At 64.5% G+C, this 22,418-nt stretch carries 23 protein-coding genes and 2 riboswitches; of the genes, 14 read left to right on the top strand and 9 right to left on the bottom strand.

The features are described from left to right. Positions 1 to 336 precede the first annotated feature (336 nt). The 3 genes from IZU87_RS08325 (at position 337) to IZU87_RS08315 (ending at position 1,898) form a co-directional block, all read left to right on the top strand. Entirely contained in the window at positions 337 to 705 is a 369-nt protein-coding gene (locus IZU87_RS08325; RefSeq protein ID WP_043331409.1) for a phasin family protein, read from the top strand. A 320-nt stretch (positions 706 to 1,025) separates the two neighbouring features. Next, positions 1,026 to 1,532, top strand: coding sequence for a hypothetical protein (locus IZU87_RS08320; protein ID WP_213114242.1), 507 nt, complete (start codon positions 1,026 to 1,028; stop codon positions 1,530 to 1,532). Positions 1,533 to 1,619: 87 nt separating this feature from the next. Continuing rightward, positions 1,620 to 1,898 carry a peptidylprolyl isomerase gene (locus tag IZU87_RS08315; protein ID WP_043331408.1) on the top strand — a complete coding sequence of 93 codons (279 nt, stop codon included), beginning with the start codon at positions 1,620 to 1,622 and terminating at the stop codon, positions 1,896 to 1,898. A gap of 127 nt (positions 1,899 to 2,025) precedes the next feature. On the opposite strand, the gene thiC is transcribed toward IZU87_RS08315, so the two are convergent. From thiC to IZU87_RS08285, 6 genes are all read right to left on the bottom strand, one after another. Next, the gene (gene thiC, locus IZU87_RS08310) at positions 2,026 to 4,035 is read right to left on the bottom strand and encodes a phosphomethylpyrimidine synthase ThiC (RefSeq protein ID WP_213114241.1); all 2,010 of its coding nucleotides are present in this window, start codon (positions 4,033 to 4,035) and stop codon (positions 2,026 to 2,028) included. A 126-nt stretch (positions 4,036 to 4,161) separates the two neighbouring features. Beyond that, a riboswitch (TPP riboswitch) is annotated at positions 4,162 to 4,302 on the bottom strand. A 159-nt stretch (positions 4,303 to 4,461) separates the two neighbouring features. Then, positions 4,462 to 5,121, bottom strand: coding sequence for a thiaminase II (gene tenA / locus IZU87_RS08305; protein WP_043331406.1), 660 nt, complete (start codon positions 5,119 to 5,121; stop codon positions 4,462 to 4,464). 146 nt (positions 5,122 to 5,267) lie between these two features. Then, a riboswitch (TPP riboswitch) is annotated at positions 5,268 to 5,394 on the bottom strand. Between the two features lie 197 nt (positions 5,395 to 5,591). Next, positions 5,592 to 6,317 carry a TIGR04282 family arsenosugar biosynthesis glycosyltransferase gene (locus IZU87_RS08300; RefSeq protein WP_213114240.1) on the bottom strand — a complete coding sequence of 242 codons (726 nt, stop codon included), beginning with the start codon at positions 6,315 to 6,317 and terminating at the stop codon, positions 5,592 to 5,594. Next, positions 6,310 to 7,020 (bottom strand): TIGR04283 family arsenosugar biosynthesis glycosyltransferase, encoded by a 711-nt coding sequence (locus IZU87_RS08295; protein ID WP_249330497.1) that lies wholly within the window; start codon positions 7,018 to 7,020, stop codon positions 6,310 to 6,312. The genes IZU87_RS08300 and IZU87_RS08295 overlap by 8 nt, the downstream gene beginning before the upstream one ends. A gap of 530 nt (positions 7,021 to 7,550) precedes the next feature. Further along, positions 7,551 to 8,783 (bottom strand): PQQ-dependent sugar dehydrogenase, encoded by a 1,233-nt coding sequence (locus IZU87_RS08290; protein WP_213114238.1) that lies wholly within the window; start codon positions 8,781 to 8,783, stop codon positions 7,551 to 7,553. 199 nt (positions 8,784 to 8,982) lie between these two features. Next, complete coding sequence (locus IZU87_RS08285; RefSeq protein WP_225996307.1) at positions 8,983 to 10,017, bottom strand: lysophospholipid acyltransferase family protein; 1,035 nt, start codon at positions 10,015 to 10,017, stop codon at positions 8,983 to 8,985. A gap of 331 nt (positions 10,018 to 10,348) precedes the next feature. On the opposite strand from IZU87_RS08285, the gene IZU87_RS08280 reads away from it, so the two are divergent. Together IZU87_RS08280 and IZU87_RS08275 are read left to right on the top strand one after the other, a co-directional pair. Continuing rightward, positions 10,349 to 11,083, top strand: coding sequence for a class I SAM-dependent methyltransferase (locus IZU87_RS08280; RefSeq protein WP_213114237.1), 735 nt, complete (start codon positions 10,349 to 10,351; stop codon positions 11,081 to 11,083). A gap of 260 nt (positions 11,084 to 11,343) precedes the next feature. Further along, positions 11,344 to 12,816 (top strand): MFS transporter, encoded by a 1,473-nt coding sequence (locus IZU87_RS08275; protein ID WP_213114236.1) that lies wholly within the window; start codon positions 11,344 to 11,346, stop codon positions 12,814 to 12,816. 56 nt (positions 12,817 to 12,872) lie between these two features. Here IZU87_RS08275 and IZU87_RS08270 read toward each other — a convergent pair whose 3' ends face one another. Together IZU87_RS08270 and IZU87_RS08265 are read right to left on the bottom strand one after the other, a co-directional pair. Further along, positions 12,873 to 13,538: a 2OG-Fe(II) oxygenase gene (locus IZU87_RS08270; RefSeq protein WP_213114235.1), complete on the bottom strand. Its 666-nt coding sequence runs from the start codon at positions 13,536 to 13,538 to the stop codon at positions 12,873 to 12,875. Between the two features lie 209 nt (positions 13,539 to 13,747). Continuing rightward, positions 13,748 to 14,377, bottom strand: coding sequence for a CoA pyrophosphatase (locus IZU87_RS08265; RefSeq protein ID WP_213114234.1), 630 nt, complete (start codon positions 14,375 to 14,377; stop codon positions 13,748 to 13,750). A 142-nt stretch (positions 14,378 to 14,519) separates the two neighbouring features. Here IZU87_RS08265 and IZU87_RS08260 point away from each other — a divergent pair, with 142 nt between their 5' ends. Then, entirely contained in the window at positions 14,520 to 15,104 is a 585-nt protein-coding gene (locus IZU87_RS08260; RefSeq protein WP_213114233.1) for an NUDIX hydrolase, read from the top strand. 52 nt (positions 15,105 to 15,156) lie between these two features. Here the strand turns inward: IZU87_RS08260 and IZU87_RS08255 are convergent, their stop codons facing one another. Beyond that, positions 15,157 to 15,468: a YqfO family protein gene (locus IZU87_RS08255; protein ID WP_213114232.1), complete on the bottom strand. Its 312-nt coding sequence runs from the start codon at positions 15,466 to 15,468 to the stop codon at positions 15,157 to 15,159. Between the two features lie 123 nt (positions 15,469 to 15,591). Here IZU87_RS08255 and ftsB point away from each other — a divergent pair, with 123 nt between their 5' ends. The 8 genes from ftsB (at position 15,592) to IZU87_RS08215 (ending at position 22,391) form a co-directional block, all read left to right on the top strand. Beyond that, on the top strand, positions 15,592 to 15,996 hold the full coding sequence (gene ftsB / locus IZU87_RS08250; RefSeq protein WP_225347115.1) for a cell division protein FtsB: 405 nt from the start codon (positions 15,592 to 15,594) through the stop codon (positions 15,994 to 15,996). Next, complete coding sequence (locus IZU87_RS08245) at positions 15,993 to 16,790, top strand: IspD/TarI family cytidylyltransferase (RefSeq protein WP_240548610.1); 798 nt, start codon at positions 15,993 to 15,995, stop codon at positions 16,788 to 16,790. The genes ftsB and IZU87_RS08245 overlap by 4 nt, the downstream gene beginning before the upstream one ends. Positions 16,791 to 16,875: 85 nt before the next feature. Then, entirely contained in the window at positions 16,876 to 17,382 is a 507-nt protein-coding gene (ispF, locus tag IZU87_RS08240; protein ID WP_213114251.1) for a 2-C-methyl-D-erythritol 2,4-cyclodiphosphate synthase, read from the top strand. Further along, positions 17,375 to 18,550 (top strand): tRNA pseudouridine(13) synthase TruD, encoded by a 1,176-nt coding sequence (gene truD / locus IZU87_RS08235; protein WP_249330496.1) that lies wholly within the window; start codon positions 17,375 to 17,377, stop codon positions 18,548 to 18,550. Before ispF ends, truD begins: the two co-directional genes overlap by 8 nt. 51 nt (positions 18,551 to 18,601) lie before the next feature. Next, positions 18,602 to 19,348, top strand: coding sequence for a 5'/3'-nucleotidase SurE (surE, locus tag IZU87_RS08230; protein ID WP_043331401.1), 747 nt, complete (start codon positions 18,602 to 18,604; stop codon positions 19,346 to 19,348). Between the two features lie 184 nt (positions 19,349 to 19,532). Beyond that, on the top strand, positions 19,533 to 20,189 hold the full coding sequence (locus IZU87_RS08225) for a protein-L-isoaspartate(D-aspartate) O-methyltransferase (protein WP_234368298.1): 657 nt from the start codon (positions 19,533 to 19,535) through the stop codon (positions 20,187 to 20,189). After that, positions 20,186 to 21,139, top strand: coding sequence for a DUF368 domain-containing protein (locus IZU87_RS08220; protein WP_240548609.1), 954 nt, complete (start codon positions 20,186 to 20,188; stop codon positions 21,137 to 21,139). Before IZU87_RS08225 ends, IZU87_RS08220 begins: the two co-directional genes overlap by 4 nt. Further along, positions 21,132 to 22,391: a peptidoglycan DD-metalloendopeptidase family protein gene (locus IZU87_RS08215; RefSeq protein ID WP_249330495.1), complete on the top strand. Its 1,260-nt coding sequence runs from the start codon at positions 21,132 to 21,134 to the stop codon at positions 22,389 to 22,391. Before IZU87_RS08220 ends, IZU87_RS08215 begins: the two co-directional genes overlap by 8 nt. Positions 22,392 to 22,418 lie beyond the last annotated feature (27 nt).

Here is a 22,418-nt window from a genome sequence, read left to right as displayed (position 1 = left end):
GGTGAAGGGCGTGTCGGGAGCCCAGGGCGTCAATTTTCTTTTCGACTTCTGATTGTTTTTCTCCAGTGTAATCAGGCAACTGCATCAACCATGGCGTACAGATCAGTCGTTGCGATGTTTTTGATGTTGCAGTGCAACAAAGACTGTCTTATGCTGCGTTGCAGCGAGGATGGAACCTGGTCGATAGCACTATCTGACCGCGACGGCTTGATAGTGACGGCTTGATAATGATGGCTCGGTCACTACGGTGCACCAGCCCGGTTCAGTCCTGATAACCGAACGGAGCAACGCTCCGGTTCATTTCAGCGTGATGCCAATACCCTGGAGGGTGCCTACATGTTCAATGCCAACTTCGAGAAGTCCGCTCAGCAGTTCGACGATATGTTCCTGTCTCCGCTGCGTGCGTTCAGCGCTCTGAGCATCGATTACAGCGAGAAGCTGATCGGCGCACAGATGGAACTGACCAAGTCCTATGCTGATGCTTCCCTGACCCAGGCGCGTTCCATGCTCGAGATCAAGGACAGCGAAGGTCTGAAGAACTTCGTCAAGGAGCAGCAGGAAACCGTGAAGACTCTGGGCGAGAAGCTGCAGAACGACACCCAGAAAGTGGTCGAGCTGAACCAGGAATACGCCAAGAAAGGTCAGGAACTGGCAGAAAGCAACGCCAAGTCCGCCTCCGAGGCCATGCAGAAAGTCGCCAAGTAAGCGACTGCTGCCGACGCTCTCAGGCGAGCGTCCCCAACGCCCATCCGGTCTTCCGGGTGGGCGTTCGCGTGTCTGGAGTACTGAATCTGATTACTCGTTGCTGGAGGGGGAAGCGTTGGCACCATCCCCTTGAGCGTTAAGGCAATGATGACGGTGTGCGGGTAAGGTCGCAGGGAGCGCGCTGTCGCTGTCAGTCGGCGTTATCAGTCTCGTCATGAGGCAGTGCTATCAGGGCATGTCACCGCAAGTGACGGTCATGGATGATCGAGCAAGGCTCCCCGGCGGCATATGCCGGGAGGTATCAACACAAGGAGTGTGTGATGAATTCTGTCAGTGCGGCATTGGCAGCGTTAATGGATGCGGTCTCGGGCTTGAGTGGGCAATTCGGTGAGGGTGTCGCCTCGCATCTGACGACGACAGCAGGGCTTCAGCGCGAGCATGTCGAGACCCGCTATCAAGGGCAGGTGATCGATTTCGATACCCTGCATTGGCGTGTTCTCAATGACTCGGTGTGTGCCAGAAAGCGCCAGAATGCCATGGCCCATACCCGTTGCAGTCAGGCAGCCAGCGAGATGTTTGCCTCGACGTGCCGGGAAATGACCAGCAACCCTCCGACTATGCCTTCGCAACGTTACAACAGTACGCGGCGCATGGCATGCAATGCCGCGGTCAGTTACCGGCCCAGTGTCGGCAACATCCAGTGGGCGGAAACCTCCGCTGCCGATGACTTGGCCGAGGCGGAATGCAACGCTGCCACGGCGGCACTGCTCGGCAGCAATGATCTCGATGCTATCCAGTATCAGCGGCGGGTCTGTGCAGGACGCTAGCGGCGAGCGCTGCCTTGGGCCACAATGACCTGCCACGCCGCCGGTGATTGCCGACGGCATTTATTCGATCAGTGACAGGTGATAGACATGGCACAGGCCACAGCGCGTCATATTCTCGTTTCCAGCGAAGAACAGTGTGCAGCTCTCAAGACCGAAATCGAGAACGGCCGCGATTTCGCTGATGCCGCTCGCGAGCACTCCTCCTGCCCGTCCGGCCGCAGTGGCGGCGACCTGGGCGCCTTCGGCCCGGGCATGATGGTCAAAGAATTCGACGAAGTCGTGTTCAGCGCCCCGATCAACACCGTGCAGGGCCCGGTGAAGACCCAGTTCGGTTATCACCTGCTGGAAGTCACCAGCCGCACGTGAGCCTTCTGTCACGCTCATGAGATGTCATGAGCCCCTGGCAGGATGTGACGAAAACGCCCCGACCATCACTGGTCGGGGCGTTTTTTGTGGCTTAGAAAGTCAGCTTTCCTGTGCGTCAGGCGCTTGCCTAGACCTCCTGATAGAGCTGGCTGCCTTCACGCTTGAACTTGTCGGCCTGCTCCTGCATGCCGGCCATCACGCTGTCGGCATCGCCGGTCAGGCCATGCTCATTGGCGTAATCACGCACTTCCTGGGTGATCTTCATCGAGCAGAACTTCGGCCCGCACATGGAGCAGAAGTGGGCGACCTTGGCCGAGTCCTTGGGCAGCGTCTCGTCGTGGAAGCTGCGCGCGGTGTCCGGGTCCAGGCCCAGATTGAACTGGTCTTCCCAGCGGAACTCGAAGCGCGCCTTGGAGAGCGCATTGTCACGGCGTTGCGCGCCCGGGTGGCCCTTGGCCAGATCGGCGGCATGCGCGGCGATCTTGTAGGTGATGATGCCGGTCTTGACGTCGTCCTTGTTGGGCAGGCCCAGGTGCTCCTTGGGGGTCACGTAGCAGAGCATGGCGCAGCCGAACCAGCCGATCATCGCGGCGCCGATGCCGGAGGTGATGTGGTCGTAGCCCGGGGCGATGTCGGTGGTCAGCGGGCCGAGGGTGTAGAAGGGCGCCTCGTCACACTCGCTGAGCTGCTTGTCCATGTTTTCCTTGATCAGGTGCATCGGCACGTGACCCGGGCCTTCGATCATGACCTGGACATCGTGCTGCCAGGCGATCTTCGTCAGCTCGCCGAGCGTCTCGAGCTCACCGAACTGGGCGGCGTCATTGGCATCGGCCACGGAGCCCGGGCGCAGGCCATCGCCCAGTGACAGGCTGATGTCGTAGGCCTTGCAGATCTCGCAGATGTCCTCGAAGTGGCGATAGAGGAAGCTTTCCTCGTGATGCGCCAGACACCACTTGGCCATGATCGAGCCGCCGCGCGAGACGATGCCGGTCACGCGGCTGGCGGTCAGCGGCACATAGCGCAGCAGGACGCCGGCGTGGATGGTGAAGTAGTCGACGCCTTGCTCGGCCTGCTCGATCAGCGTGTCGCGGAAGATCTCCCAGTCGAGGTTCTCGGCCACGCCATCGACCTTCTCCAGCGCCTGATAGATCGGCACCGTGCCGATGGGCACGGGAGAATTGCGCAGAATCCATTCACGGGTCTCGTGGATGTTGGCGCCGGTCGAGAGGTCCATCACGGTGTCGGAACCCCAGCGGATCGCCCAGGTCATCTTGTCGACCTCTTCCTCGATGGAGGAGGTGACCGCCGAGTTGCCCAGGTTGCCGTTGACCTTCACCAGGAAGTTGCGGCCGATGATCATCGGCTCGCTTTCCGGGTGATTGATGTTGGCGGGAATGATGGCGCGGCCGCGTGCGACTTCCTCACGCACGAATTCGGCGGTGATCTCGTCGGGCAGGTTGGCGCCGAAGCTGTGGCCTGGGTGCTGATGGCCCAGAATGCTCTCGACGGATTCGCTGCCCTGATATTCCTCACGCAGCGCGATACGTCGCTGATTCTCGCGAATCGCGATGTATTCCATCTCCGGGGTGATGATGCCCTGGCGCGCATAGTGCAGCTGGGTGACATTCTTGCCCGGCAGGGCACGACGCGGGCGATGGTCCAGCTCGAAGCGCAGTGACGACAGGCGCAGGTCGGCCTGGCGCACGCGGCCATATTCACTGCTCAGCTGATTGAGCTGTTCGGTATCACCGCGCTCCTCGATCCACTGCTCGCGCAGCGGCGCCAGACCCCGGCGGATATCGATCTCGACCGCCGGATCGGTATAGGGGCCGGAGGTATCGTAGACGACGATAGGCGGGTTCTCTTCCAGGCCGCTGGAGGTCTGGGTCGGCGAGCAGCCGATCTCGCGCATGGGCACGCGGATGTCCGAGCGGGAGCCTTCGATATAGATCTTGCGCGAGCCGCTCAGCGGCGCGATGGCGGCGGCGTCGACCTGTGCTTCGCTGGCGAGGTGGCGGCTGCCATCCTTGCGACCGGCACGCGCGCGTACCTTGGGGGCAGACTCAGGCTGCGAGGCGAGAGGTGACTCGGCGGCGTTGGTGGCTTGCGGGTCTTGTGTCGTCGGGGCAGAGCTCATGCAGGTCTCCTCAAAGGGCGACGTCACGGCTGACGTCATCATGGGAAGACCGTGCGCAGGGAGAGGATGGTCGTCGCCGACTCCTTGCCAGCAGGTGGCCCGGGAGCGAGGCGGCCGCGCGCAGCGGCTGGCCATCAGCTTGATTCCTACGCCGGTCCTAACCGGTTCAGGTTCCACGGGACCCCTTGCTGGCAAGCTCGCGCGTCAGGGCGGCGAAGCATGCATGCAGGATCTCAGCCGGTTCCACCGGCACCCCGTCAAGCGTGTGCAGATTTCAATGCGAGAGGGTGTTGCCCGAAGCGTCAGGCTTGCCACGGGGAGCATTCTCGCATCCAGGCTCTGTTGGCCTGTCAGTCGTGCCATCCATGGGGATGGCGCCATCCCGAGCGGCTCATGGCGAGCGCCGGGACGTCAGTCTGTCATGACTCAAGCGCGATCGAGGCCCATCTGCCAGAAGTCGATCTCGAGTCGCGTGGCGTCCCGGAAGACATCGACCAGTTCACCCAATCGACGCTCCGAGACCTCCGAGAGTCGTGCATCCAGCCATTCGCGCTCGGCTTCGACGGCTTCCTTGAAGTCATCGCTTGAGTACATCGCGATCCAGTCCGCGTATGGGTTGTTCTCGATCTCGGTGGTGTCCTGATCGAGCAGCCACTCGGCGATCTCGCCGTAGCCGATCAGGCAGGGCGCGAGCGCCACGTGCAGATCGAGCAGGTCGCCGCGCTGGCCGCAATCGAGCACGTAACGGGTATAGGCCAGGGTGGCGCGGGATTCCGGCAGCTCGCTCAGGTCATCCTCGCTGATGCCCCACTCGCTGCAGTAGCCGATATGCAGATCGAGCTCGGTATTGAGGATGGTGTCGAGACTGGCCGTGGCCTGACGCAGCTCCGCGAGGGTGCGGCTCTTGTAGGCGGCCAGCGCCCAGGCACGCGCGAAGTGGATCAGGAACAGGTAGTCCTGCTGCAGGTAATGGCGGAAGGACTCCTCCGGCAGACGACCTTCGCCCAGCTGGCGAACGAAGTCGTGCTCGAGATAGTCACGCCATTCCTCGGCGCAGGCACTGGTCAGGTCGTTGAAACTAGGCATGACGCATCCCTCGGTGAGCGTGCTGACGACCCGTGATGTGGCGGCAGGTCTCTGGCGCAAGCGTGGCCAGTACCGGAACAGGAGCAGGGGAAAAGCGGGGGAGGTGCCGACAGTCACCGTGAGAAAGTGGTGACGATATCGAGTGGCATCGCTTCGCGCTTGATCCCTACGCCGGTACTAGCCGGATCAGGTTCGGCGGGATCGTCATTCACGCAAGGACATCGCCTGCGCATGACATCTCAGCCGGTCTTACCGGCACCCCGTCAAGCTGTGACATATGAGTCACGATGCATCGAGTGTAACAGCCCTGCGGCGCAGAAGAAGGGCAGTGTGAGCAAAAATGCATACGACTTTGGGAGGCATGCCGAACGTGTGAAGAGCCTCAAGCGGGCTTATAAAGAGCCTCAGACGGGCTTGTGATGAGCCTCAAGCGGGTTTGTAGAAAGCCGTGAGCGGGTTCATGGAAAGTCTCAAGCGGCAAGGTCGGCCATGAGCGCCGGCAGGTGGCGCGACAGGCGCGCAAGGTCACGCGGCTCATCGACATCCCAGCTGGTCGGCAGGCAAGCGGCCGTTCTCCCGGCCCGTGCCAGCAACGCCAGGGTGTCCCGGCAGACATGGGCATGACTCCAGCGGGGCAGCAGAAAGGCTTGCGGGCAGGGCGCCTTGAGGCCGATCAAGCCATAGCCGCCATCGTCGGTGGGCTGCAGCACCGCGTCGTGAGTGCGCAGTCTGTGGGCTGCCTCGCGCAGGCGCTGGCTGTCCAGTGCCGGCAGGTCGGAGCCCATCAGCAATACCGGCCCCTCGGGCAGATGTCGGGCCATGGCCCGGGACATTCGCTCACCGAGCTCCCCCTGCGGCTGTACCTCGAAGGTGAGGTCGGCAGAGGCATCGACAACGCTTCGCAGCCGGGCTTCCAGCGCTGCCCGCAGAGCCGCCTGTTCAGGTGCCTGACTCGACGGCTCGGCAGCGGGCGTCAGCATCACCACGACCTTGCCGAGGCGCGCGGCGCAGGCGTGGTCAACGATATGGCTCAGCATCCGCGCATAGAGTCGAGCTGCGCCCTCGGGGCCGAGTGCGGGGATCAGGCGTGTCTTGCAGTGGCCGGCGATGGGCAGGCGACCGAAGATGATGAGAGTCGGGTGCACCTCTGACGCGACATCAGCGGTGGGCAAGGTAGGCAACGCCGTATCACGCATGGGGCATACCGCGCTGCTCACAGGCCTGCGCCGCGGCGCGATAGCCGTAGAGGCGTGCCAGACGTGCAGGGGAGACGCCACACCAGGCCGCCAGCCGCAGCCCCCACATCTTGGCGATGGTGCGCCAGACGCCGTGGGTCTCCCAGCGTCGACCGCTGGTCGTGACGCGCGCCGTCAGGTTCATTGGCGGGGTCAGATGCTTGAGCTGGGCACTCAGCCAGATATCTTCCATCAGCGGCATGTCGGCAAAGCCGCCGATGGCCTCGAAGGTCGAGCGCTGCACGAACTGGGTCTGGTCGCCCGTGCTGATGCTGGTCAGCCGCGAGCGCAGATTCATCATGGCGGCGATCATCGGTAACCACGGCGACTCGCCCTTGATGCTGACATCGAAGCGGCCCCAGTCGCTGCGGCGATGCGTCGTGATGGCCTCCTTGAGCAATGCCAGCGCATTGTCGGGCAAGTCGGTATCGGCATGCAGAAACAGCAGCCATTCTCCGCGTGCACGCGCGGCGCCGGCATTCATCTGGCGTGCCCGGCCCGGCTCACTGCTCAGCACGTCATCACACAGCGGTCGGGCCAGTGTGGGGGTGCCATCCGTCGAGCCGCCATCCACCACGATCACTTCACAGTCCCCGCCCGCGCGCAGGCGACTCAGGGCAATCAGGGTTTGCACGATGCCGGCTGCCTCGTCATGCACCGGCATCACGATGCTCAGCCAGGGAGCGCGCGTCAGGTGCGTGCATGTGCTCGACAGGGAGTCCCGGTTGGCGGGCGTCCGTGATGCTGGGGGTGGCTGCTGGTTCATGGCGGCAGGCTCCGACGATGGCGTATTCGTTGGATCATACGCAGGAGTTCGTAGGCTGGATGCACGAGCGAGATACGCTCTCTCAGCGCGTCATCGTTCAATAAACGCTTGGCGTCGACCCAGTGTCGCTCCATGGCCACACAATGCCTAGCTGGCCATTGGGTGCACGCGAGGGCACAGGACTACATTTCTGTAATTTGAAGGCGGGGCATGCAAGGCAGGTTTTCAGAATCTTTAGCAGGCAAGCGCTGCATTCATCGGCCCTATTTATAGGCCCTGTCCATAGGCCCTAACCATAGGCCCTCTGCCAAGCAGCTCCTGGAAAGAGAGCCTGAAGAGAGTGCTTGGACAAGAGGGCTTGGAGAGAGCGCGTGACTAAGGGCCAGGGCCTCGTTTCTCAAAAGCCCGTTCTGCTGAAGGTCAGGCCATCAATCGAAGGTGAGGCGATAGAGGCCAGCCGCGCCACTATCCGAGGTGAAGTACAGGCTGCCATCAGGGCCGAACAGGACATCGAGCGGGCGAATCCAGCGCTGACCGCTGCTGCTGTCCTGCAGACCGGTCAGTACCGGCACCAGGCGTGCTTCAGTGTCTGGCGTCGCCAGCTTGAGGCCCAGCAGGCGAGGCTCACGGCGACTGGCCGGGTCGCCCGCGGCGTTGCCGGAGGACGCCGTGCCCCAGCTGCCGTGGACTGCCACCACGACATCCATGTCTGCAGCCAATGGGTGCTCTGGCGGTACCACCGCGATTCCCATCGGTGCACTGCGAGCGGGGATCTCGGCCAGTGGCGCTGCAATCTCGTCACGCTCGCGCGGTGAATCGCTCGTGATGCAGTCATCCGCCTGCCAGTTGCCATCGATCCACTGATACCAGGGCATGCCATGGAAGCTGCCTTCGCGGGCAGCAACCACCAGCTCGCGAGGTTGCTCATAGCCCCAGTGGTCGGGCCCGTTGTTGGTGGCCAGCAGGCGCGGCTCACCTTCCCTACCTGGCTGCCAGGCGAGGCCTACCGGGTTGCGCAGCCCGCTGGCCCAGGGCTGCCAGTGCGGCGCATCGCCGGATTCCTCAAGGCGCAGCACGCCACCGCGGCGTTCACTGAAGGAGTAGCCCTGCTCGCTGCCTGCAAGGTATTGATTCGAGCAATTGCCCTGGATGCCCAGCGCTAGATAGAGGCCACCATCAGGCCCGAGACTCAAGGTGCGCGAGTTGTGGCCACCGCCGCCGGGCAGGGCGATCAGCTCACGAAAGTCATCGCGGGTGAGAGACTCGCCGGGTGAATAGTCGGCGACCAGCAAGGCGGCGGTGGTCGCGACATAGAGCTTGTCGACGCGCACCACCAACGAGTGAGGATAGCCCGACAGTTCGACCAGCGTCTTCACGGCAGAGAGGTTGCCGTCCGGCGTCAGCTGAGCGCGATAGACACGCTCGGCCCGCGAGCCGATCAGCAGTTCGCCAGCATCAGTGAGGTGCAGCATGCGTGGACTGTCGAGCGAGGCCAGCCGCTCGAGCGTGGCGCCCTCAGGCAGCTTGAGCGCAGGGGCATCGCTGGGCACTTGCTGAGCGCTCACCAGCGACAGTGAGGAAGCGGCATTTGTCTCTGCCTGGGCTGGCAGAGACAATGCGAGACAGGCCGCCGCGGCACTTGCGACCAGGCGTGTCGCCACACTTGTTGCCAACCTTGTCGCCAAGCCTGTCACCAGACTTGCCGGCAGGCATGTCGATACTGCCCGGGACAGGGAGGGGCGCCGGGGCGATGCGCTTGTGAGGTGAGCGGCGTGAGTCTCGATCGGCATCCTTGCCTCCTGTCATTGAGCCATGCGCATTCAGTCTGGGAGCTGATGGCTTGATCCGCCAGTGTTGCCCTCAGCCGCGCTTGCTGGCCTTGCGGCGATGCTTGAAATAGCGGCGCCAGCCCTTGAGCGAGAAGAAGGAGTAGGTGCGCGCATAGAAGCGGGATTCCTGCCAGCCCGGTTGTTGCTCCATTTCCTGCGGGCTCTTGCGCCAGCGCTTGTATTCCCACTGATACTGGGCCGGCGCCAAGGCGATCGCCGCTTCCACCGAGGCATTCACCCCGCGTGCCGAGGCGACTTCCTCTTCGCAATAGACACCCTCATCCGCGGCGAGGAAGTGGATGGCGAAGCCATGGCCATCTTCCAGACGCTGGGCGACACCGGTGACGACGCGCGCATCGGTTCTCGCCACCAGCTTGGGCAGCAGGGTAGCGGTATAGGCGGGGCGGCCATAGAAGTCGGCGAAGACGCCGCTGCCACGGCCCGGCTCCTGATCCGGCAGTATGCCGATCGCTTCGGCGCGCTTGAGTGCCTTGAGCAAGGCAGCGACGCCACGCGAGTTGGTGGGCACCAGGCTCGCGCCCATGCGCTCACGGCCATTGCGGATGATCGGGTCGAGGCGCTCGAACTTGGGTGGCTCGTACATGGCGGTGAACGGGAAGTGGCTGGAGAGCCAGAAATTGAGCACTTCCCAGTTGCCGAAGTGCGGCGCCAGCACGATGACGCCGCGCCCCTCGGCGCGGGCCTCGTCGAGCAGGTTGCGGCCGTGGACCTCGAGAATCGAATCGCGCACGGCGTCTTCATCGCCCAGCCACACCTTGCCCAGTTCCAGCATGGTGGCGGTGGAATGCGCGAGGCTGTCGCTTGCCAGACGCGCGCGCGCCTGCCTGTCGAGCTGCGGGAAGGCCTGGCCCAGATTCTGGCGCGTGACCCGGCGCTCGCGGGGGTTGCACAGCTGCACCACACGCGCCAACGGGCGCGCCAGCCACCAGAGCTGGCGGGTGCTGAGCCCGGACAGTCGTTGCCACAGACAGGCCACGGAATTGGCCTTGAGAGGAGTCAGGCGCTGTTCCATGGCCTGTTCGAACCGCTTGAGAGTCTTGTCCATCGTCACACGTGAAGTTCCGGTGGTCTGGCGTGAAAGATCGCGCCTGTCTGACGCGAAGGCAGGCGCCGTGACATCGTCAGGTGTCGCGGTGCCGCACTCGAATGATGCTCATTGTGCCAGAGGGGGGCGGTGCCTGCAGGCTCCATCGTGGCAGGCGCAAGACACTGGCGCGGGGTATCATTCAGCACTCAGACAGTCGCCACCTTCGATACGTTCACCTGCTGCGGAATTGCCCGTGCTGCCGCGGTGTCGCGCGTGGCGCCGAGTCGTCACCGCCAGCCGTGTGGTGACGTCGACCCTCATCGCCAGTGTCCCTTGCCGCGGAGCCCTGATGTCAGCCCCTGATTCCCTCGTTCTCTATCCGCCTGCGGATACTGTCTGCCCGCTGTGTGAGGCGTCCCAGAGCCAGCATGTACTGCACCTGGTACAGCGACGCAGGCCGTGCCCCGACACCGGTCAGCGACCGCCCGCCGACGAGCGCGATTACCTGCGCTGCCCGGAATGTCATCTGCTGTATCTGGCGCCGTCCCAGCGCCTGGATGCCAGGGCGGAGCAGGATATCTACGACCAGCACGAGAATGACCCGGCAGACCCGCGTTATCGAAGCTTCCTGGCCAAGCTCTTCACGCCGATGTGCGAGCGGCTCGCGGCTGGTGCCAGCGGGCTCGATTTCGGCTGTGGGCCGGGGCCTGCCCTGGCGCAGATGTTCGAGGAGGCGGGCCATCCGATGGCGCTGCACGACCTCTACTATCATCCGAACCCGGCAGCGCTCACCCGCCAGCATGACTTCATCGTCAGCACCGAGGTGATCGAGCATCTCTACGCGCCGGGCGAGGTCTTCCGCCAGTGGTTACGCTGTCTCAAGCCCGGCGGCCTGTTGGGGGTGATGACGCAGCCCGCCTCGGATGACCCGGAGGCGCTCAGGCGCTGGCACTACCTGCGTGATCCGACGCATGTGTGCCTGTTCAGCCCAGCGACCTTTGCCTGGCTTGCGCGCACGCACGGACTCGAGCTTGAGCAGGTCGCCAACGACATCGTCATCTTCCGCGTGCCACAACCGGTCTAACAAGAGCGCGGAGCAGGGCGTGGGACAGGCCGCGGGACAGGGCGCGAGTACAGGGCATGGATAGGGCGCAGGAAAGCGCGCAGCGACACCCAAGACGATATTGTCGCCAAATGACGCAAAAAGGCTTGGATTTGGCGCGGACTGTCACTATATTGCCCGCGCCTTGACGTATTCTCGCAGGGCAAATTCCCCCTCCCGACGATATCCGCACCTTGCGGCATTGGCTGATCGCTGACTGGCGGCCGGCCGAGGATCTGGTCATGCCCCGTCATCTGCTGTTGATGTCCCTTGCGCCCCTGCTCGGCCTTGCCTTGCTGGGGATCGGTAACGCCATGCTGACCTCGCTGGTCCCGTTGCGGCTGTCTGCCGCCGGCGTCTCGAGCGAGGCGATCGGCCTGATCAGCTCGGCCTACTATCTGGGCCTCGGGCTCGGCGCGCTGGTCAACGACCGCCTGCTGCTGCGCATCGGCCATATCCGCGCCTATGCCGGCTTCGCCTCGCTGGTGGCGGTCGCGGCACTGGCCATGGGGCTGGGCGATCACCCGGTGGTGTGGTTCCTGCTGCGCATGATGATCGGCTGGTCGCTGGTCGGGGTGTATCTGGTCATCGAGAGCTGGCTGCTGAGCGCCGCCGATCCCGCCGTGCGCGGGCGTCTGCTGGCGCTTTACATGATCGTGCTCTACGGCGCGGGTGTGCTCGGTCAGCTGCTGCTGGGCGTGACCGCCATGCTGAGCCTCGAGGCGGCCTTCATGCTGGTGGCGATGCTGGCGGCGGCCTCGGTATTGCCGCTGGTGCTGCTGCCGCGTGTCTCGCCGCTGATCGAACAGTCCGAGCCCCTGAGCCCGTGGCGCCTGATTCGCATCACGCCGACGGGCGTGTTCGGCTGTCTGGCCTCGGGACTGGTGGTGGCGGTCATCTACAGCCTGCTGCCTCTGGCACTGGGCGATGGCGGCACCCTGAGCACCGCGGAGATCGGTCAGCGCATGGCGCTGGTGATTCTCGGCGGCATGCTGCTGCAGTACCCCATCGGCCGCTGGTCTGACAGCCACGATCGCCAGCAGGTGCTGATCATTCTGTCGATCGCCATCGTCGGCTTCGCCGCCTTGCTGATGGGGCCGGCGCGCGAGGGTATCGCCCAGCTGACGGTACTGTTCCTGCTTGGCGGCGCTGCCTTCACCCTCTATCCGGTGGCGGTCAGCCACGCCGCCGATCGTGCGCCCGCCGGTGCCCTGGTGCGCATGAGTCAGGGCCTGCTGTTGATCAACGCGGTGGGGTCGACTCTGTCACCGCCGGCGGTATCGCTGCCGATGGCCGAAATGGGCGCGATGCCCGGCATGGCGCTGAGTCTGGCGGTGATGGGTGGCGGCATGCTGCTCTTCTTCGTCTGGCGACGAGTGATGCGTCCGGCGCCGCAGCCGTTGGCACCCTTCGAGACCCATGCCCCGCAGACACCGCTGGGCACCGAGCTTGCGGTCGGGCCTGAATTGGTCGAGGCCGCCGAGGAGCACCTGCGAGACGCCGAGGCCGATGACCCGCTGGTCGAGGTCACGCGTGAGCTGGTCGCTGACATGCCGGAGCTGATCACGGATGCCTCGCTGGACAGCCTCGAGGAGATCGAGGTCAAGGAGGAGCAGGCGCTGCATGACGAGCAGGCCTTGAATGACGAGCAATCATTGCAGGACGCGCAGCAGCAGGTGCTGCCACGCGATGACGCGGCGCTGGCGCGCGACTGAGGGCCGCTGGCGCGGCGCTGTCCAGACCTGTCTGGCCGGGCCTCCCCGCCCCGGAGTCAGCGTGCGGGATCGACCAGATTGCCCTGTGAGCTGTTGCGCCGGAACCAGCCGGTGACACTGGCGCGCGCCTGATGCGTCGGCAATACCTCATGGGGGATCTGCTCGGAGAGGAAGCACACGAAGGTGCCGGCCTCGGGGGTGACGCGTGCCATTTCGCGGCTGTCATCCTCGGGGTTGTAGAGCACGATCTCGCCGCCGCCATCGCGCGGCCAGTCCTCATTGAGATAGAGCACGCTGGAGATCAGGCGATTGCCGCGGCCGCGAAAGCTGTCGAGATGCTTCTTGTAGAAGCTGCCGACCGGATAGTGGGCGAAATGGGCCTCATACTCGAACAGCCCCAGATAGAGGGCACGGTTGAGCTCATCCTTGAGCATGTTCATCGCTTCCAGATAGGCGCGCTGGGCACGCGAATTGCGGTCCAGCCAGCGAATCGCGTCGCCGCGGATGTCCGGGCGCAGATCATGCTCGCGTCCGCGCCCGATACCCGCCGCCGTCAATTGCTGCCGCGTCTCAAGCTCGGTCAGTTCGTCATTGAGCTGAGCGATGACCTGGCGCGGCAGGAAGTCGGGGCGCACGCTGTAGCCATGCTCGACCAGTTCATCGATCAGCAGGTTCAGCGCGACAGGGTCCAGCAGTGGGGCGGGTGCAGGTGCAGCGGGCATCAGGCGCTCCGAACGGGAAGTGGCGTGGCATCGTGGGCGAGGAGTTATAGTCCAGTGCCATTGTCGGTGCAATATCGTCGGGGCAATGGCAGTGCTGCAATGCCATGGGCAATGACATCAGGGCAATGGCGAGCCGCTCGGCGGGAACACACCTTGTCTGGTTCAGCTGCTCAGGAGCTCAGTAACTCAGGAGTTCAGGATCTTGAGCTTCAGGGCCGAGGCGGCACCGGGCGCGGCGGCAGATGGCGCAGCGGGGCACCAGGCGGTGGCGCTGCCTTGAGGCTCACGGCATGGCCGAAGCCGATGGCCATCAGTTCGACCAGCATCATCGAGGACAGCCCCCACAGCACCTGGTCGGCCACGCGATAGCTGGGCACGTACCAGGTCTCGTCACCGACGGTGATCACGTCGGTATGCTCGCGCTCGTCCTTGAGCAACATGCTCAGCGGCATCTCGAAGATCTGCTCGATCTCGCCGGGGTCTGCGTGCAGCGGCAGGTCGGCGGGAATGCGCCCGACAAAGGGCGTGACGCGCATGCCGTGCAGGGAAATCACGTCGCTCAGCTGGCCGAAGACCTCCACGGCGCTGGGCGGCAGCGCGACTTCTTCCTCGGCTTCGCGCAGCGCGGTGGCCAACAGATTGCTATCATCGGGTTCGGCCTTGCCGCCGGGGAAGGCCACCTGGCCGGGGTGCTGGCTGAGATGGCTGGCACGACGCGTCAGCAGCAGCGTCGGTTCGGGACGATCGATCAGCGCGATCAGGACGGCGGCGCGTGGCAGCTGGTGGTCGGTCGCAAGGGGTTGATGTGCTTGCAGGCGTTGGCGCAGGGCTTCTAGCATGTCGTTTCCTCGTAGGCTTTCATCATGTGGCGCGAGGGTCCTGGCGGTCAAGGCGACTGCCATGCCGCTGGGCCCACCGCGCAACGAGGAAGCGGAGACGGGATGTCACTGAAGGGCGCCTTGAGATTTCATGGGAGAGCGAATGAATTATTGCAGTCACTGTGGTGAAACGGTGCGTCTGGCAGTGCCGCAGGGCGATGATCGTCTGCGCTACCTGTGTGATAGCTGCGGCATCATCCATTATCAGAATCCGCGCATCATCGCGGGCACCCTGCCGGTGCGGGATGGCAAGGTGTTGCTCTGTCGGCGTGCCATCGAGCCACGCCTGGGCTATTGGACCCTGCCGGCCGGCTTCATGGAGAACGCCGAGACTACCAGCGACGCCGCTGCCCGCGAGACGCGAGAAGAAGCCGGCGCCGAGGTCAAGCTGCAGGGGCTTTATACGTTGATCGACCTGCCGCACATCAATCAGGTCTACATGCTGTTTCGGGCCGAGCTGATCAGCGATTACTCAGCGGGCGTCGAGAGCCTCGAGGTGGCGCTGTTCGCCGAGGAGGAGGTCCCCTGGCAGTCGCTGGCCTTCCCGACCATGGAAGTGACGCTGCGCCGCTACTTCGAGGACCGCCGCCACGGCGAGGGTGACGAGCATTTCCCGCTGCATCTCGAGCAGATCGACCTGGAAACCCGCGAGCACTTCTTCAACACCACCTTCCTGCCCGCGAGCTAGATCGTCTGGCCATTGCTGACCTCGCGTGCCTCGTTCTTCGGGGCGCGCGGGGTCAGAACGTTTCCAGTCGCCAGCAATCGAAGGCGACTTCTTCATAGGGATGGGCCTCGCGCAGCGCCGCCACGGCAGCGGCGATGAGCGAATCGTCACATACCAGCTCTATCTTCAGTTCGGCGACGCGCTCCAGCGTGCCGCAAGTCCCGATATGCGGATTGGCGCTGGCCAGTGGCCGAAACTGGCCGGTGCCGCGTGTCTCGAAGCAGCAGGCCTCGTAGTCGCCGATGCGCCCTGCACCGGTGGCGAAGACGGCTTCCTTGACGGGTTCGGCGTCATTCTCCGGGACGAAGAACGCAAGCTTGTACATCGGATGACTCCTGGCAGAAGGGTGAGGGGGCGCTGTCATCAGGTGGCCCTGATCGACAGGGGTGCGTCAAGCGTGGCAACGGATGCTGGCAGTGCCTGCGTCACGCTCCCGGATGATGGCATAATGCGCGCTGCAACGGCCAAGGACATCGCCATGCTCAAATGGATCAATATCTCACTGCTGCTGCTGCTGGCACTGCTCCAGTATCGGCTGTGGTGGGGCGAAAATGGCATCACCGAATTATTCGATATTCGCGCACGCGTGCAGCAGCTTTCCAAGGAAGATGCGGTGCTGGACAACCGCAATCAGCGGCTCGGCGCGGAAGTGGTCGACCTCAAGAATGGTCTGGCGGCCATCGAGGAGCGTGCACGCAATGACCTCGGCATGGTGCGCAAGGACGAGCAGTTCCTGTGGGTTCCCAACGTCGCGGTGCCGGAACGCAAGGCGCCATCACCCGATGAAGTGGCGGACGGTGCGCTGGAGGGCAAGGGCCTGGAAGGCGGGCTGCCCAAGGTGATCACGCCATGATGCCGACAGACGCCTCGCGCGAGCCCCGTCTGTGGTATCTGGTGCCGGCCGCCGGCGTAGGCAGTCGCATGCAGGCCGACCGCCCCAAGCAGTATCTGGAGCTGTCGCCCGGCGGCTGCGTGCTGGAGGCGACGCTGGCGACGCTCAAGCGCGCGCTGCCCGAGGCAGGACTCTGTCTGGTGCTGGGCGCCGACGATGGCTATTTCTCGCCGTCGATGGTGCCGTGGCAGGACTGGCTGCGCGCCGATGGCGGCAGCGAACGTGCCGACAGCGTGCTGGCAGGCCTGGATTGCCTGAGCCGCCACGCCCATGACGATGACCTCGTGCTGGTGCACGATGTCGCGCGTCCCTGCGTTCGCGAAGCCGATATCCATGCGCTGGTGGCGACCGCTCGCCGCAGTGCCGATGGCGCCATCCTCGCGGCCCCCGCCAGTGACACCATGAAACGCGCCGCGCCGGCCGGCGACTCCCGCCCGCATGGCGGTGGCGATGGCGATGAAGAGCGTGCGCCGAGCATCGCGCACACCGAATCCCGCGTCGGCCTGTGGCATGCCTTCACGCCGCAGGCCTTCCCGCTGGGCCTGTTGCGACGGGCGCTGCGTGAAGCGCTAGGGGAGAACCCCGCGCTCATCACGGACGAGGCCTCGGCACTGGAGGCCTGTGGCCGTGCCCCCGTGCTGGTCGCCGCCGCCCGCGACAATCTCAAGATCACCCATCCGGAAGACCTCGCCATGGCGCGCCTGCTGCTGGCCGCGCGCGAGGCGCTTCCCGATAGCCCCCGGACGTCTGCCTGACATGACTGAGCAATCTGCAACACCCGCTGCTGCCACTACCTCTGCGCAATCCGCGACCTCTTCCCAGCCGGCTGGCCATGTGCCGATGGCCCTGCGCATCGGCCACGGCTTCGATGTGCATCGCTTCGGCGATGGCGATCACCTGATGATCGGTGGCGTGAAGATCGCCTACGAGCATGGCTTCGTGGCGCACTCCGACGGTGACGTGCTGCTGCATGCGCTGTGCGATGCGCTGCTCGGCGCCTGTGGCATGGGCGATATCGGCAAGCATTTCCCGGACACCGACAGCGAGTGGTCCGGCGCCGATAGCCGTGGCCTGCTGCGCCACGTGATCGGGTTGGTCAATGCCGCCGGTTTCGGGGTCGGCAATGTCGATCTCACCGTGATGGCGCAGGCGCCGAAGATGGCGCCGCACATCCAGGCGATGCGGGAAGTGATCGCCGAAGACCTGCGCGTGCCGCTGGCGGTCGTCAACGTCAAGGCCACCACCACCGAGCGGCTCGGCTTCACCGGTCGCAAGGAAGGCATCGCCGCCGAGGCGGTGGTGCTGCTGGGCGCGCTGCCGGCCGCGGGCGGAGTCGAGCATGTCTGAAGTGAATGACATGTCTGAGTCGCCCGAGGCGGATGCGCTGTTTGCCGAGGCGCTGGCGGCACTGGACGCCGCGGGCAGCGAGGCGTGGGTCAAGGAAGCCGAATTGATGCAGCGCTGGCCGCATGCACATGGCGGCCCGCTGGGAGCAGGCGACTTCCGCCACACGCCCGAGGACTTCCGGGTCACCGAGCTGATGGACTTCGTGCCTGAAGGCCACGGCGAGCATCAGTGGCTGTGGGTCGAGAAACGCGGCCTGACCACCGATGAGCTGTGCCGTGAACTGGCCAGCCTGTGTGAGGTCGCGCCGCGCGATATCGGCGTGGCCGGTCTCAAGGACAAGCAGGCGATCACCCAGCAGTGGGTCTCCGTGTGGTTGCCGGGGCGTGAAGCGCCGCAGGATCTCAGCGATGCGCTGGCCGAGAAGGGCGTCCGCGTGCTGGCCAGCGTGCGTCATCCGCGCAAGCTCAAGCGTGGCGTGCATCGCGGCAACCGCTTCGCGCTGCGTGTCAGCGGTGAGGCCGTCGCGCATCCCGAGTTCGAGGCGCGCTGGCAGACGCTGATGCGTGATGGTGTGCCCAACTACTTCGGGCCGCAGCGCTTCGGCTATCAAGGACATAATCTCGGCCGGGCGCGTGCCGTGCTGGTGCGTGGCTGGCGCAAGCGTGATGACCGCAGCGGCATGCTGCTGTCGACCGCGCGCAGCTTCCTGTTCAACGAGGTGCTGGCCGCGCGCCTCAAGGCGAATTGCTGGGCGACGGCGTTGAGCGGTGAGGTGTTTGCGCTCAACGGGACGGGCTCGCGCTTCGTCACCGACGGCAGCGAGTCGGCCGAGACGCTGGCGCAGCGCCTGGCGAGTGGCGATATTCATCCCACTGGCCCGCTGTGGGGCACCGGGCGTGCTGAGGCTCATGCGCAGGCCGCCCAGCTCGAGCAAGTCCTGGCCACGCGTTGGCCGCAGTTGTGCGGGGGGCTCGAGAAGGCAGGCGTCAAGGCGGAGCGTCGTCCGCTGCGCCTGATGCCCGGCAAACCGCGCCTGGAGTGGGATATCACGCCAGAGCAGGCAAAAACCGAAGGCAGCGAGGCCAGTGTCTGGCTGTACTTCGATCTGCCGCGCGGCAGCTTCGCGACGGGCCTGTTGCGTGAGCTGATCGCCCACCCGCTGCTGTAGTGCCGCCAGGCGACATGACGACTATCCGATGATTCGCAAAGGAGTGAGATGATGCGCAGGATTCTGCTTTCCAATGATGATGGCGTGCACGCTCCGGGGCTCAAGGCGCTGCATGACGCGCTGGCCGGGCAGGCACGCATTCGTGTGGTCGCGCCGGACCGTGACCGCTCAGGGGCCAGCAACTCGCTGACGCTGAGTCGGCCGTTGTTGCTGTCCGCGATGGAGAACGGCTTCTACAGCGTCGACGGCACGCCCGCGGATTGTGTCTACCTGGGCGTCAATGGGGTCTGGGACGAGAAGCCTGACATCGTGATTTCCGGCATCAACCATGGTGCCAACCTGGGCGATGACGTGCTGTATTCCGGCACCGTGGCCGCGGCGATGGAAGGGCGCTCGCTGGGCATGTCGGCGATCGCGATGTCACTGTGCGGCAAGACCCACTTCGAGACCGCCGGGCGCGTGGCGGCGAGCCTCGTCGGCGCGGCCGAGACCCTGGCATTGCCGCCGCGCTCATTGCTCAACGTCAATGTGCCGGATGTGCCGTGGAGCGAGATTCGTGGTTTTCGCGTCACGCGTCAGGGCCACCGTGGCCCGGCGGGCGCCCCGATCGAGGTCAAGGACCCGCGTGGCCGTACCCGCTACTGGATCGCGCTGGCCGGCGATGGCATCGATGATGGCGATGACACCGACTTCGCCGCCATCGCGGCAGGCTATGTGTCCATCACGCCGTTGATGACGGATCTCACCTCCCACGGGGCGCGTCACGATGTGGCGCAGTGGCTCGAGGCGCTGACCTGAGCGATACAGCGCCAGCCAAGGCTCAAGATTTCGCTGTGAAGTCCTCGTTCGAAGGATATGAATCAAGACCATGAAGGACGTGTATCAGAACGCTTTCCCGCTTGCGCAGTCAGACAGCGCAGCGGGAATCGCCGGGCCCTTGCACCTCAGGCGACCGGACACGGCGCAGCTGAGCGGTATCGGCATGACGTCCCAGCGCACGCGAGACCGCATGGTGGCGCGCCTGGAGGATGCCGGCATTCGCGATGAGCGGGTGCTGGAGCTGATGGCCAGTGAGCCGCGCCATCTGTTTCTCGATGAGGCGCTGGCGCACCGTGCCTATGAAGATACCGCGCTGCCGCTGGGGCAGGGGCAGACCCTGTCCCAGCCTTACATGCACGCCCGCATGACGGAGCTTGCCCTGGCGCAAGCGCCGCGCCCGCGCGAGGAGTGTCGGGTGCTGGAGGTCGGCACCGGTTCGGGCTATCAGACATTGCTGCTGGCGCGTCTGTTCGCTCGGGTGTCTTCGCTCGAGCGCATCGCCGTGCTCCATGCCAGGGCCGTTCAACGCCTTGGCTGGTTCGGGCTCGACAATGTCGAGTTGCGCCATGCCGATGGTGGGCATGGCTGGCAGGACGATGACTCGGCATTTGATCTGATCGTGGTGACCGCCTGCGCACCGCATCTGCCGCAGGCGTTGTTGAAACAGTTGGCCCCGCAGGGGGTGATGATCGTGCCATTGGCCGAGGACGACAGTGATCGTCAGTGGCTGACACGAGTGCGCCACGTCGGCGACACTCAGGATATTCAGCGGTTCGAGGCCGTGCGCTTCGTGCCGTTGCTCGAGGGAGTGATCAGGTGAAACGAGCTTTGAGCGTGTTCTTCAAGGGCGCTGGCATGGGGGCGGCGGATGCCGTGCCCGGGGTATCAGGCGGCACGATTGCCTTCGTGACAGGCATCTATGAAGAATTGATCGAGTCCATCAAGCGCTTCGGCCCCTCCGCCATCGGCGTATGGCGTGAGCAGGGCTTCAAGGCGCTGTGGCAGCATTTGAATCTGGCCTTTCTGCTGCCGCTGGTCGCTGGCATCTTCGCCAGCCTGATCAGCGTGGCGCATCTGGTGACCTGGTTGATGGAGGCGCAGCCGCTGCTGCTCAACGCCTTCTTCTTCGGGCTGGTGGTGTGCTCCGGGGTGGTGGTCGCGCGGCGTATCACCACCTTCCGGATGGGCTATCTGGTGTGGTTGGCGCTGGGGCTGGTGCTGGCCAGCAAGTTGCCCAGCCTGTTGCCTGCCGCCACCGATGCCTCCTGGGTGCTAGTGGTCGGCGGTGCCATCGCCATCAGTGCCATGCTGCTGCCGGGCGTTTCCGGCAGCTTCCTGTTGCTGACCATGGGCCTCTACGGCACGGTGATGACTGGCATCAAGAGCTTCGATCTGCAGCTGATCATGCTGTTCGGCAGCGGCTGCGCCATCGGGCTATTCACCTTCTCGCGTTTGTTGTCGTGGTTGTTTCGTCATCATCACACCGCGACACTGATGCTGCTGACGGGCTTCATTCTCGGCTCGCTGCCGGTATTGTGGCCGTGGCGCACCATCACCGATTATCGTCTGGGACCCAAGGGTGAACAGGTTCCGCTGGATTACCACTTCATGATGCCGGATACCTACACCAGTGTGACCGGTGAGCCTGCCCAGCTGTGGGCGGCACTCGCCCTGATGCTGGCCGGCGTATTGCTTGTCTGGTTTGCCGGAGAGCGCTCCGGCCCGGATGACGACTCCAGCAATTCCCGCAAGGAGCAGGAACATGCGTGACAGGATGGACAAGGGAATCAAACTGACGTTGGCAGGTCTGGCGCTGGGTGCGCTGACAGCCTGCAGCACGGCGACCACTCGCCCGCAGGTTCAGGACCTCAACGCCGGCAATGCGCGTATCACCTCCGACACCTATACCGTTCAGCGCGGTGACACCCTGTATGGCATCTCCTGGCAGAGTGGCCAGGATTTCCGGGATGTGGCGCGCATGAACGGCTTGAATCCGCCCTATACCCTGCAGCCGGGGCAGACGCTGCGACTGGACCCCAACACCCAGCTGCCGGCGAGTGCGGCGGGCGCTTCCGGCACGAGCGTCGCCTCGAGCGGTGGCGTCGTTGCCACGCCGATGGGCGGGGGCAGCGACAGCTCGATCGCCGGCGGCAGCGAACTGCCTGACTGGCTGGCACCGGATGAATCCGCCATGGCTCAGCAGCAACAGCGCACCAGCCAGGCCCAGTCGCTGACGACCGGTTCGGGTGGCGTGTCATCGGCCGCCACCGGCGCCGCGGCGGCTGCCGGGCTGGGGCCTGTCTACCAGGAAGGCAGTGAAGAGGCACTCGCCGAGACGGCACGCAACTCAGCCACTGACAGCGCAGAGCAGGCCAGCAGCAGTGCTGCGCAGGCCAGTAGCTCTGCTACACAGACAGCCAGCCAGACGGCCAGCGAGGCAGCTGCCAGTGCGGCCGCCGCCCAGGCCGAGGCGCGCAAGGCTGCCAAGGAAAAGGCCGAGCAAGCCGCTGCTGCCGCTGCTGCCGCAGCAGAGCGTGAGAAAGCGGCCGCTAGCGTGAAAAATGAGGCTGCCAAGGTTGAAAAGGGCACCAACGTCGCTGGCGAAACCGCCAAGGCTGCACCGGCCAAGAAGACCTATGTTCCGGTAAAAAACGTTGACTGGCAGTGGCCTACGCAAGGCGAGATCATCGGCAAGTTCGGCGAGTCCGAGAGTGTCACCGGCGGCATTGATATCGCTGGTCAAAAGGGGCAACCTGTCAAGGCAGCAGGGCCGGGAATCGTGGTCTACGCCGGAAGCGGAGTACGTGGTTACGGTAACCTCATCATTCTCAAGCACAACGACCGCTATCTGAGCGCCTACGCCCACAACGACACTCTGCGTGTATCAGAGAACGATGTGATCGACGCCGGACAGGTCATCGCCACTCTGGGAGCCACTGACGCTGAACGTGCGCAGCTGCACTTCGAGATTCGCGAGGATGGGCAGCCCAAGGACCCACTGAAATTCCTGCCTAAACGCTGATTCCCACCGCTGCCACAACAACAAGTT

Origin of the sequence: Cobetia sp. MC34 (assembly GCF_018340035.1) — a bacterium.
Lineage (GTDB): Bacteria > Pseudomonadota > Gammaproteobacteria > Pseudomonadales > Halomonadaceae > Cobetia > Cobetia amphilecti.
The sequence above is the reverse complement of the archived record's forward strand: the minus strand, read 5'-3'. Positions and strand labels throughout refer to the sequence as shown.

What these genes read in the sequence shown, in the direction of transcription:
- IZU87_RS08270 (WP_213114235.1), bottom strand. Translation starts at nt 13,538, where the DNA reads ATGCCCGCTGCACCTGCACCCGCCCCACTGCTGGACCCTGTCGCGCTG.
- IZU87_RS08320 (WP_213114242.1), top strand. Translation starts at nt 1,026, where the DNA reads ATGAATTCTGTCAGTGCGGCATTGGCAGCGTTAATGGATGCGGTCTCG.
- IZU87_RS08225 (WP_234368298.1), top strand. Translation starts at nt 19,533, where the DNA reads ATGACGTCCCAGCGCACGCGAGACCGCATGGTGGCGCGCCTGGAGGAT.
- IZU87_RS08260 (WP_213114233.1), top strand. Translation starts at nt 14,520, where the DNA reads ATGAATTATTGCAGTCACTGTGGTGAAACGGTGCGTCTGGCAGTGCCG.
- IZU87_RS08255 (WP_213114232.1), bottom strand. Translation starts at nt 15,468, where the DNA reads ATGTACAAGCTTGCGTTCTTCGTCCCGGAGAATGACGCCGAACCCGTC.
- IZU87_RS08325 (WP_043331409.1), top strand. Translation starts at nt 337, where the DNA reads ATGTTCAATGCCAACTTCGAGAAGTCCGCTCAGCAGTTCGACGATATG.
- IZU87_RS08265 (WP_213114234.1), bottom strand. Translation starts at nt 14,377, where the DNA reads ATGCTAGAAGCCCTGCGCCAACGCCTGCAAGCACATCAACCCCTTGCG.
- tenA (WP_043331406.1), bottom strand. Translation starts at nt 5,121, where the DNA reads ATGCCTAGTTTCAACGACCTGACCAGTGCCTGCGCCGAGGAATGGCGT.
- IZU87_RS08315 (WP_043331408.1), top strand. Translation starts at nt 1,620, where the DNA reads ATGGCACAGGCCACAGCGCGTCATATTCTCGTTTCCAGCGAAGAACAG.
- ftsB (WP_225347115.1), top strand. Translation starts at nt 15,592, where the DNA reads ATGCGCGCTGCAACGGCCAAGGACATCGCCATGCTCAAATGGATCAAT.
- IZU87_RS08295 (WP_249330497.1), bottom strand. Translation starts at nt 7,020, where the DNA reads ATGCCGGTGCATGACGAGGCAGCCGGCATCGTGCAAACCCTGATTGCC.
- IZU87_RS08275 (WP_213114236.1), top strand. Translation starts at nt 11,344, where the DNA reads ATGCCCCGTCATCTGCTGTTGATGTCCCTTGCGCCCCTGCTCGGCCTT.
- IZU87_RS08215 (WP_249330495.1), top strand. Translation starts at nt 21,132, where the DNA reads ATGCGTGACAGGATGGACAAGGGAATCAAACTGACGTTGGCAGGTCTG.
- IZU87_RS08245 (WP_240548610.1), top strand. Translation starts at nt 15,993, where the DNA reads ATGATGCCGACAGACGCCTCGCGCGAGCCCCGTCTGTGGTATCTGGTG.
- IZU87_RS08285 (WP_225996307.1), bottom strand. Translation starts at nt 10,017, where the DNA reads ATGGACAAGACTCTCAAGCGGTTCGAACAGGCCATGGAACAGCGCCTG.
- thiC (WP_213114241.1), bottom strand. Translation starts at nt 4,035, where the DNA reads ATGAGCTCTGCCCCGACGACACAAGACCCGCAAGCCACCAACGCCGCC.
- ispF (WP_213114251.1), top strand. Translation starts at nt 16,876, where the DNA reads ATGGCCCTGCGCATCGGCCACGGCTTCGATGTGCATCGCTTCGGCGAT.
- IZU87_RS08280 (WP_213114237.1), top strand. Translation starts at nt 10,349, where the DNA reads ATGTCAGCCCCTGATTCCCTCGTTCTCTATCCGCCTGCGGATACTGTC.
- IZU87_RS08300 (WP_213114240.1), bottom strand. Translation starts at nt 6,317, where the DNA reads ATGCGTGATACGGCGTTGCCTACCTTGCCCACCGCTGATGTCGCGTCA.
- surE (WP_043331401.1), top strand. Translation starts at nt 18,602, where the DNA reads ATGCGCAGGATTCTGCTTTCCAATGATGATGGCGTGCACGCTCCGGGG.
- truD (WP_249330496.1), top strand. Translation starts at nt 17,375, where the DNA reads ATGTCTGAAGTGAATGACATGTCTGAGTCGCCCGAGGCGGATGCGCTG.